The sequence below is a fragment of the bacterium genome (genome assembly GCA_037131655.1).
Lineage (GTDB): Bacteria > Armatimonadota > Fimbriimonadia > Fimbriimonadales > JBAXQP01 > JBAXQP01.
In genome coordinates, this window is the sequence record JBAXQP010000074.1 from 1 (window position 1) to 10407 (window position 10407).

Here is a 10407-nt window from a genome sequence, read left to right on the forward strand (position 1 = left end):
CAGGGGGACCTGGGGGTAATAATCCCGGTGGCGGATACGGTGGCCGCAATAGTGGTGGATCAGGCGGTAATAGAGGTGGATTTACAGGTGGATTTGGCGGTGGCGCCTCAGTGTCAGCCAATGCTGAATTCGTTTATGTTGTCCGAGGTAGCACCCTTTATCAGTTCTCTGCTAAGGATTTAGCTTTAGTCCGCAAAACTGAACTCCCAGCACCAACTGTTGATCCCGGACGAACTATCATACGCCCCTGAGCCTTAGATTTACTCCACTGCTAATAGCTCAACGCCATCTTCTCTTAACCTCGAAGATGGCGTTGACATTTATGCCATCTTTTTTGTTATCACGCTGTGATAGCTTCAAATTATGAAAACTGTTTGACTTAACCAACCTACTTCTTAATACGCAATCCGCCCCCCAAATCTTCCCATAATTCACTTGATATTGCGTAACATTTCACAGATTGGTGTGCCATAATAAATGTGCGCAAGGATCGGCGTTGAATAGCCATACCCTGGCCATTCGGACTGAGCGCAATTTCCTCACGTGCAGTTTATGCACTGAGCGGAACAGCAACGCCCGCAAGACGATTTATAGCTGTACAACACTTGCCTCGCGCAATAGGACTACACCTAGCATTGCTGTACATATCCGATAGAAAGACTTCTGCGGAATTGGACGTCTCTATTTCGTAACAAAGTAGGACCTAAGCTCTTTTTAAAAGCAGTCACGGGTCCATGGTCAGAAAATAGCTCCTAGTGAGCTATCAGGAAAGGACACCATCATGGCGATACGTAAACAAGTAACAATTGAAGGTAATGAAGCAGCAGCCTATATCGCTTTTAAGACGAATGAGGTCATAGCAATTTACCCCATCACCCCTTCGACCCCCATCGGTGAATTGGCCGACACATGGGCAGCCAAAGGACAGAAAAACATTTGGGGAACGATCCCTTTAATTCAAGAAATGCAATCCGAAGGAGGCGCGGCAGGCGCTTGCCACGGCGCGCTTCAAACTGGCGCATTGACAACCACCTTCACCGCCAGCCAGGGATTGCTGCTGATGATTCCCAACATGTATAAAATCGCAGGCGAGCTTACCAGCGCGGTATTTCACGTCACCGCCCGCTCATTAGCTGCCAGCGCATTATCAATTTTTGGCGACCACTCTGACGTAATGGCCTGTAGGGCCACCGGTTGGGGTGTGATGTTCTCCAACTCAGTCCAAGAAGTTCATGACTTCGCGCTTATCTCACAAGCCAGCACTTTAAGAACGCGTGTCCCTTTCATACATGCGTTTGACGGTTTCCGTACTTCTCATGAAGTAGCGAAGATCGAGCAATTAACAGAAGAAGATATTCGGGCAATGATCGATGAGGAATTGGTTACCGCTCATCGGCTGCGAGGACTTTCACCGGATCGACCGGTCCTGCGTGGAACTGCCCAAAACCCCGATGTCTACTTCCAAGCTCGCGAAGCAGTAAACCCATACTATCTTGCCGCTCCTGAGATGATCCAACAAGAAATGGATAAGTTCGCTTCTATAACAGGGCGTTCATATCACCTCTTTGATTATGTAGGCGCTCCGGATGCCGAGCGTGTAGTGGTTATAATGGGTTCCGGCGCGGATGTGGTTGATGCAACTGCAGAATCCCTCATTAAAAAAGGCGAAAAGATCGGCGTTCTTAAAGTCCGCGTCTTCCGACCGTTCTCAACCAAGCATCTACTCAGCGCTCTGCCCGCAACGGTTAAATCAATTGCCGTTCTAGATCGAACCAAAGAACCTGGCTCTGCAGGCGAACCTCTTTATCAAGATGTGGTTACAGCTATCAGCGAAGGCCTTTCCGATGGTACAGCACCATTCAAGAACCTGCCGCGCATTATCGGCGGACGTTATGGCCTCTCCTGCAAGGACTTTACTCCTGCGATGGTCAAAGCGGTATTCGACGAAATGTCAAAGCCTAAACCAAAGGTTCACTTCACCATTGGAATTAACGATGATGTGACCAACTTCAGCCTCGATTATGATGAAAAGTTCAGCATCGAACCGGAGGAAGTCGTTCGAGGAATCTTCTGGGGTCTTGGCTCTGACGGTACTGTTGGCGCGAACAGAAACTCCATCAAAATCATCGGTGAAGATACTCCGAACTTTGCACAAGGCTATTTTGTATTCGACTCTAAGAAGTCAGGCGGCATCACCACTTCCCACCTGCGCTTTGGGCCTAACCCGATAAAAGGCAGCTATCTTATTCAACAATCCAACTTCGTGGCCTGCCACCAAAGCGGGTTCCTTGAGAGATATGCTGTGCTTGACAGCTTGGTTGAAGGCGGCACGTTCCTATTGAACAGTCTATTCAGCGCTGAAGAAGTATGGGATCAACTCCCACGAATAGTTCAAGAGCAACTTATCGCCAAGAAAGTTAAGTTCTTCGTAATTGACGCTTATGACGTGGCAAAGAAGACGAAGATGGGTGTCCGTATTAACACCATCATGCAGGTTTGCTTCTTCGCCCTCAGCAACGTCATTCCGGTGGATGAAGCGATTAGCCATATTAAAGCTGCGATCCAAAAGACATACGGTAAGCGCGGCGAAGCGGTTGTTCAGCAGAACTGCGACGCGGTAGACCAGTCACTGGCTCACTTGCAAGAAGTCAAAGTGCCGACAACCGTCACAAGCACTTTCGAGCTTCCGCCGGTTGTCCCTGCTGGCGCTCCTGATTATGTAAAGAACGTTCTCGGTGAGATGATTGCGATGCGCGGCGAAGGTTTGCCGGTCAGCATGCTTTCCGCCGACGGCACCTTCCCCACTGCCACCACCCAGTGGGAAAAACGAAATATCGCTCAGGACGCGCCCGTTTGGGAATCCGATCTTTGTATTCAATGCGGAAAGTGCGTCCTAGTCTGCCCGCATGCCGTTATTCGATCAAAAGTCTACGACCCTAAACTGCTTGATGCTTCTCCTGAGATGTTCAAGTCCACTGATGCAAAGTGGAAAGAACTTCCTGGACAAAAGTTCACCATTCAGATTTCGGTTGAAGACTGCACGGGATGCGCGGTGTGCGTTGAAGTCTGCCCTGGCAAGGACAAGACCAATATCGGCCGTAAAGCCCTTAACATGACGCCACAGCTCCCTATACGCAATACAGAATCTAAGAACTGGGAGTTCTTCCTTGACTTGCCAGAAACATCGCGAACGAGCGATGTTAAGTTCAACTCGATTAAGAACGTCCAGCTTCTGCGGCCACTCTTTGAGTTCTCAGGAGCCTGCGCTGGATGCGGCGAGACCCCCTATGTCAAGCTGCTCAGTCAGCTATTTGGCGAACGATCCGTTATTGCCAACGCCACAGGCTGTTCCAGTATCTACGGAGGCAACTTGCCAACCACGCCTTGGGCAAAGAACAAAGAGGGACGCGGTCCAGCTTGGAGCAACTCGCTCTTTGAAGATAACGCCGAATTCGGTCTTGGTTTCCGCTTGACCATCAACCAACAAGTCGCCTATGCGCGAAATCTGGTTGCTGACCTCACGGAAATCATTGGTGCCGACCTAACTGTTGCATTACTCGATACCGATCAATCGAATGAGGTAGGAATTGAAGCCCAAAGAGCGAACGTCGAAACGCTGAAGATGAAGTTGGTCAAATTCAACGAGCCTAAGGCGAAAACTCTGATGAGCTTGGCTGATGTATTGGTCAAGAAGAATGTCTGGATTATGGGCGGCGATGGTTGGGCCTACGACATCGGCTACGGCGGTCTCGACCATGTACTGTCCACCGGCCACAATGTGAACCTGTTGGTGCTCGATACCGAAGTCTACTCGAATACGGGTGGCCAGGCATCGAAGTCAACTCAGCGCGGCGCTGTTGCCAAATTCGCTGCGGCAGGCAAACCTGCTCCTAAGAAAGACCTTGGCCGAATGGCAATGGCCTATGGCAACGTCTACGTCGCCCAAATTGCGATGGGAGCAAACGACGCACAGACAGTTAAGGCGTTTATAGAAGCTGAGTCTTATGAAGGACCCTCATTGATTATCGCCTACAGTCACTGTATCGCTCATGGCATCGATATGACGAAGGGTTTGAACCAGCAAAAGATGGCCGTTGATAGCGGTTATTGGCCGATGTATCGGTTCGATCCACGACTTGCTGATGCAGGAAAGAACCCATTCCAACTCGATAGCCGCGAGCCTACTCTTCCGCTGAAAGATTATATCTACTCGGAGAATAGGTTCCGTATGCTCATACAGAGTGACCCCGGCGGAGCCGAAAAACTTCTGCATGAAGCCGAGAAGGATGTCATACGAAGATGGCGATTGTACAAGCATATGTCCACCTTCTACGCAGAGGATGCTGAAACAACAGGCAACGGCAGCGCACCCGTAAACGTGGGCGCAAAAGCCGGGGCAGAATAAGGAGATTAGTAAGATGGATTTAACTACCACCTATCTGGGCATGACCCTTAAGAACCCGATCGTGCCAGGCGCATCGCCACTCTCGAAGAGCCTCGATGGCATTCGACGAATGGAAGATGCAGGCGCAGGCGCTGTTGTGATGTACTCCTTGTTTGAGGAGCAAATCGACGCCGAGAGTAAGCAGCTGGATCATTATCTAAGCTACGGCACAGATACTTACAGCGAAGCGCTGAGCTATTTCCCTGAACTGGATAACTATAATATCGGCCCAGATGAGTATCTGAAGCTGATCAGTGATGCTAAGAAGGCGACGAAAATACCTATTATCGGCAGTCTCAATGGCCTCTCTAAAGGCGGCTGGACTAATTTCGCCAAACAAATCGAGCAAGCCGGCGCAGATGCTCTTGAACTAAACGTCTATTACGTCCCAACCGATCCTGCCATCACCGGCCAGGAAATCGATCAGATGTATGTCGACACTTTGATGCAAGTCAGCCAAAGCGTCTCTATTCCAGTGGCCATTAAAGTCGGCCCTCAGTTCAGTTCAACTGCTTATATGGCAAAGAGACTGTCCGAAAGCGGCGCTAAAGGCCTGGTTATGTTCAACCGCTTCTATCAGCCTGATTTTAATCTGGAAACGATGGAAGTTGAGCCGACCCTCGTGTTGAGCAATTCAAACGATATGCGCCTGCCGTTAAGATGGATTGCCATTCTCCATGGTCGGGTCGAAGTTGATTTTGCAATATCAAGCGGAGTTCATACTCACCTTGATGTTCTCAAGGCTCTTATGGCCGGAGCGAATGTTACACAAGTGGTGTCTGAGCTGCTTCATGGCGGAGTCGGTCGTATCGGAGAAATTCTTAAAGACATGACCGCTTGGATGGAAGCGAACGAATATTCTTCCGTTCAACAGATGCGCGGCAGCATGAGCCAAAAGAATATCGCTGAACCGGCTGCCTTCGAACGAGCCAATTATATGAAGGTCCTGACTTCTATCAGCCAGGACCCGACAGGAAAGTTTGTCTAAACTGAAGTACCAATCCGGCTGGCTTCGGCTGGCCGGAAAAGTTCTTCTTAGACATTCCCTTCTGAAGTTGATTGAGTTTGGTTTTTTTGTGTTCATGATTGTGAAATATGTCACTAATATCAGGCGAATACTTTCAGCTTCCGAAGTTACAATCGGGATAGGAACGAACAGCTTTGTTTATACCGGCTCATAAATGGGTCGATGAGTTTATTATATAGTTAGGAGGTAGCAATCATATGATAACGGATTTGGTTAAGCCTTCCCCGCCCTCCGATGATAAGAGATGGCGGATTGTGGACGCAACAATGCGGCGTCATGGTAATAAATCCCATGCGCTCATTGAAACTCTTCACACAATTCAAGAGGCATTCGGTTTTCTAGATGACGATTCACTTCGTTACGCAGCAGCCTCTCTGCGATTGCCCCTGAGCAAAGTCTATGGGGTGGCAACGTTCTATCACTTCTTTACACTGAAACCACAGGGTGAACATACGTGCGTGGTCTGTACCGGAACCGCCTGCTACATTAAAGGCGCAGGTCATATCCTTGATGCCATTAAAGAAATGGCAGGAATCGAACCGGGTGAGACCACTCTTGATAATAGACTATCCCTCATAACGGCACGATGTCTGGGCGCTTGCGGGTTAGCTCCGGCAGTCGTGCTCGATGGCGAAGTCAGCGGTAAGCAGACACCTGCTGAAGTAATTGAAAAGATTCGGGGGTGGCTTCAATAATGCCTCATGAAGAACTAAGACAAATCGCCGAGACTGAAAACGAGGCGAAAAAGCAATTTAAATATGAAATCCGTGTGTGCGTAGCCGCCGGATGTCTATCCACTCATAGTGGTGAAGTTAAAACCGCTCTAGAAGAAGCTATTAAAGCGAAGGGTTTGGAGAATACTTGCAAAGTAAAAGGCGTTGGCTGCCTTGGCCTCTGTACTGCCGGTCCTTTGCTTGCGGTTATGCCCACTGGAACTCTCTATGAAGCTGTTAAACCTGAAGATGCCGCTGATATCATTGCCAGCTTGGATACTAAGCCGGTCGAGCGTATTAAGGGTGATTATCAACTTCCCTTCTTCACCCGTCAGCAGAAGATCGTCCTCGAAAACTGCGGTGTCATTGACCCCGAACGCATCGAGGAGTATATCGCTGCCGATGGTTATTCCGGGCTTAATAAAGCTATCAATGATATGACACATGCCGAAGTCGTCGAACAAGTCACGAAGAGTGGCATTCGAGGACGAGGCGGCGCAGGTTTCCCCACCGGTCTAAAGTGGGGTATGGTCGCCAAAGCTAACGGAAATCAAAAATATGTTGTCTGCAACGCTGATGAAGGCGACCCAGGCGCATTTATGGATCGAAGCGTTCTTGAGAGCGACCCACACAGGGTGCTCGAAGGAATGGCCATCGCTGCTTATGCGGTCGGCGCAACTCAGGGCTTCCTTTACGTGCGAGCTGAATACCCGCTTGCAGTTAAACGATTGAAGACGGCCATCCGTCAGGCGGAGAAGCTGGGCTTTATGGGCAACAACATTTGCGGCTCAACTTTCAACTTTAATGTCGATATTCGACTTGGAGCCGGCGCGTTTGTCTGCGGTGAAGAAACTGCTTTGCTTGCCTCTATCGAAGGCAATCGAGGTGTGCCAAGACCCAGACCTCCATTCCCTGCCAACTCCGGTCTCTGGGGTTGCCCAACGCTCATTAACAATGTTGAAACCTTCGCGAACATTGCTCCCATTCTCAGAAATGGCGGCGAGTGGTTTGCAAGTATCGGCACTGAAAAGAGCAAAGGCACTAAGGTCTTCGCACTCGCCGGCCGAGTTAAGAATACCGGCCTTATCGAAGTTCCGATGGGAATGACGATGCGCGAGATTATCTTCGACATCGGCGGAGGCATCCCTGACGGCAAGAAGTATAAAGCTGTTCAAACCGGTGGCCCTTCAGGCGGATGTATTCCTGAAGAGCACCTCGATATGCCTGTGGATTATGAATCGCTGGCATCCGTAGGTTCTATCATGGGTTCAGGCGGCATGATCGTAATGGACGAAACTTCCTGCATGGTTGACGTCGCTCGCTACTTTATGGACTTCTGCATGAGTGAATCTTGCGGCAAGTGTGTTCCCTGCCGTGTCGGCACTGCGCAGATGTACCAGATATTAACTCGGATCACCGATGGCTCTGCTACGATGGATGATCTCGACTTGCTTCAGGAACTCGGCGATATGGTTCGCAACACCAGCCTCTGTGGTCTTGGTATGACCTCGCCAAACCCTGTAACCAGTACACTCCGGTATTTTAAAGATGAATATCTAGCGCATATCATTGATAAGCGCTGTCCTGCCGGAGTCTGCAAAATTCACGCTCCAGCGGAGGTGCATTAATGAGCGAAGTTAAAACGCTTAAAATAGACGGCAAAGATGTGAGCGGCCGTGGCGACCAAACTATTCTTGATGTTGCAAGAGACCATGGAATTGAAATCCCCACTCTGTGCAACCTTTCAGGGCTGATGCCTACAGGCGCTTGCCGCATGTGCGTGGTGGAGTTGAAGAGTACACCGAAACTTCTCCCGTCCTGCGTTACACGCGTTGAAGAAGGTATGGAAGTCACGACCAATTCGGAGCGGCTGCTTAAGTACCGCAAAATGATCTTGGAGTTCATGTTCTCTGAGCGAAATCATGTTTGCTCGGTTTGCGTCTCCAACGGGGGCTGTGAATTGCAGAGCCTTGCTATGAACTTAGGTATGGACCATCTGCATATTCCTTATCTTTATCCCCGTCTACCTGTCGATGCTTCGCACTCCAAGTTTGTCCTTGACCATAACAGGTGCATCCTCTGTGCTCGCTGCGTTCGTGTATGCGATTCCATAGAAGGCGCTCATACCAAGGACATCATGGGACGCGGCATCAAGGCCCGAATCATCAACGATCTCAGTGAAGCATGGGGCGATTCAGATAGCTGCACTAGTTGCGGCAAATGCGTGAATGTCTGTCCCACCGGCGCGCTGTCCGAAAAGGGGATGTCCGCTGGGGAAATGAGAAAGCGTAAACAATTCCTGCCCTACCTGACCCTTATGCGGAGGAACGAAAATGAGTAAACCACGGATTGCTACTCTCTGGTTAGATGGGTGCTCCGGATGTCATATGTCATTGCTGGATATGGACGAGCGAATTATCGCTTTAGCCGGCAAGATTGAGCTGGTCTATGGCCCTCTCGTGGATATTAAAGAGTTCCCCGAAGGCGTAGATGTGGCAGTAGTCGAAGGCGCTGTTTCAAGCGTTGAGGATGAGCACAAGATACGCATCGTTCGAGAACGAAGCAAGTTTTTGATCGCTCTCGGCGACTGCGCTGTAACCGCAAACGTTCCAGGTATGCGCAATTACTATACATGTGAAGCTGTGTTGGATCGCGCCTATTATGAGAATGCGACCATCCAAGCGCAAACACCTAATGTCGGCATTCCTGCGTTGCTACCCAAAGCGCTACCACTTCACGAGTTCGTCAAGGTGGATCTTTTCGTTCCTGGTTGTCCACCACAAGCGGATGCTATTTACTATGTCCTTTCTGAATTAGTCGAAGGGCGAATACCCGATCTAGCCGGTAAAACCCGGTTCGGGATTTAGGAGGAACTTATGTCCAGAACTATAACAATTGATCCCGTCACTCGCGTTGAGGGGCACGCTAAAATCACCATTCAATTGGATGATGCCGGCAATGTGGCGGATGCGTTCCTCCACGTTACTCAGATCCGAGGTTTTGAGAAGTTTATCGAGGGACGGCCATTTACTGAAATGCCGGCGATCACCGCCCGCATTTGCGGTATCTGCCCCGTAAGCCACTTATTGGCTTCGGCAAAAGCCTGCGATGCGCTTTTAGCGGTTAAAATCCCTGAAACAGGCGCTAACCTTCGCAAGCTGATGAACTTCGCACAGTACGTTCAATCGCACGCGCTGAGTTTCTTCCACTTGACTTCGCCCGACTTGCTAATTGGCATGGATGGCGATCCGGCAATCCGCAACGTCTTAGGCGTTGCGGGTCAATATCCTGAACTGGCGACCTACGGAATTAAACTCCGACAGTTCGGCCAGCAGGTTATCGAAATGCTAGGCGCCAAGCGCGTTCACCCTGCATGGATCGTTCCCGGCGGTGTCAATGCTCCGCTCTCAGAGGAAAATCGTGAGAAGATACTTGCGATGATCCCCGATGCCATGAAGATGATTTTGGCATCTATGGATTGGTATAAAGGCGCTTTCGAGGCATATCGTGAAGAAATCCGAACCTTCGGCAACTTCCCGACCATGTTCATGGGACTCGTTACCAAAAGTGACCAACCCGATCAAAACGCATTGCTTGAGCACTATGACGGCGTTCTTCGCTTTACTGACTCAGTCGGTAATGTGGTTGCCGATCAAGTTGATCCCACCCGTTATTTCGATTATATCGGCGAAGCAGTTGAACCCTACAGCTATCTCAAGATGCCTTACTTTAAGTCGCTTGGCTATCCGGAAGGCATCTATCGCGTAGGACCGCTTGCTCGATTGAATGTTATTGATCGCGCCGGCACACCCAAAGCTGATCAAGAATGGGCCGAATATCGCGCTTTGCGACGTGGAGCCATCCTTAGCTCGTTCCATTATCATTACGCTCGACTAGTTGAAATTCTCTACTCTATCGAGCGAATGGAGCAATTACTTTCCAACCCCAACATTCTCGATACCCATGTTCGCGCTCATGCTGAGCCGAATGCTTATGAGGGTGTTGGCGTTATCGAAGCCCCGCGTGGAACACTTATTCACCATTACAAGATTGACGATAATGGCCTGATGACCTGGGCTAATCTGATCGTTGCCAGCGGTAATAACAACCTGGCGATGAACCAGGCGGTCAAGCAGGTTGCCAAGCATTACGTCAAGGGGAATGAACTAACGGAAGGCATGCTTAACAGGGTTGAAGCGGTAGTCCGCTGCTATGACCCATGC

General features: G+C 49.9%; 9 protein-coding genes. All 9 read left to right on the forward strand.

What is annotated here, in order from left to right:
* The coding region (locus WCO51_05065) for a hypothetical protein (GenBank protein ID MEI6512630.1) at window positions 1–251 on the forward strand (251 nt) is incomplete at its 5' end.
* 530 nt (window positions 252–781) lie between these two features.
* Window positions 782–4405 carry a pyruvate:ferredoxin (flavodoxin) oxidoreductase gene (gene nifJ / locus WCO51_05070; protein ID MEI6512631.1) on the forward strand — a complete coding sequence of 1208 codons (3624 nt, stop codon included), beginning with the start codon at window positions 782–784 and terminating at the stop codon, window positions 4403–4405.
* Window positions 4406–4418: 13 nt separating this feature from the next.
* A complete protein-coding gene (locus tag WCO51_05075; protein ID MEI6512632.1) occupies window positions 4419–5432 on the forward strand; it encodes a dihydroorotate dehydrogenase-like protein in 1014 nt (337 codons plus the stop codon).
* A complete protein-coding gene (locus tag WCO51_05080) occupies window positions 5425–5625 on the forward strand; it encodes a hypothetical protein (GenBank protein ID MEI6512633.1) in 201 nt (66 codons plus the stop codon). The genes WCO51_05075 and WCO51_05080 overlap by 8 nt, the downstream gene beginning before the upstream one ends.
* A gap of 43 nt (window positions 5626–5668) precedes the next feature.
* Window positions 5669–6166 (forward strand): bidirectional hydrogenase complex protein HoxE, encoded by a 498-nt coding sequence (gene hoxE / locus WCO51_05085; protein MEI6512634.1) that lies wholly within the window; start codon window positions 5669–5671, stop codon window positions 6164–6166.
* Window positions 6166–7812, forward strand: a complete 1647-nt coding sequence (nuoF, locus tag WCO51_05090; protein MEI6512635.1) for an NADH-quinone oxidoreductase subunit NuoF — start codon at window positions 6166–6168, stop codon at window positions 7810–7812. Before hoxE ends, nuoF begins: the two co-directional genes overlap by 1 nt.
* The gene (gene hoxU / locus WCO51_05095; protein ID MEI6512636.1) at window positions 7812–8525 is read left to right on the forward strand and encodes a bidirectional hydrogenase complex protein HoxU; all 714 of its coding nucleotides are present in this window, start codon (window positions 7812–7814) and stop codon (window positions 8523–8525) included. The genes nuoF and hoxU overlap by 1 nt, the downstream gene beginning before the upstream one ends.
* A complete protein-coding gene (locus WCO51_05100; GenBank protein ID MEI6512637.1) occupies window positions 8518–9051 on the forward strand; it encodes an NADP oxidoreductase in 534 nt (177 codons plus the stop codon). The genes hoxU and WCO51_05100 overlap by 8 nt, the downstream gene beginning before the upstream one ends.
* Before the next feature lie 9 nt (window positions 9052–9060).
* A partial coding sequence (locus WCO51_05105; GenBank protein ID MEI6512638.1) for a Ni/Fe hydrogenase subunit alpha occupies window positions 9061–10407 on the forward strand: 1347 nt, incomplete at its 3' end.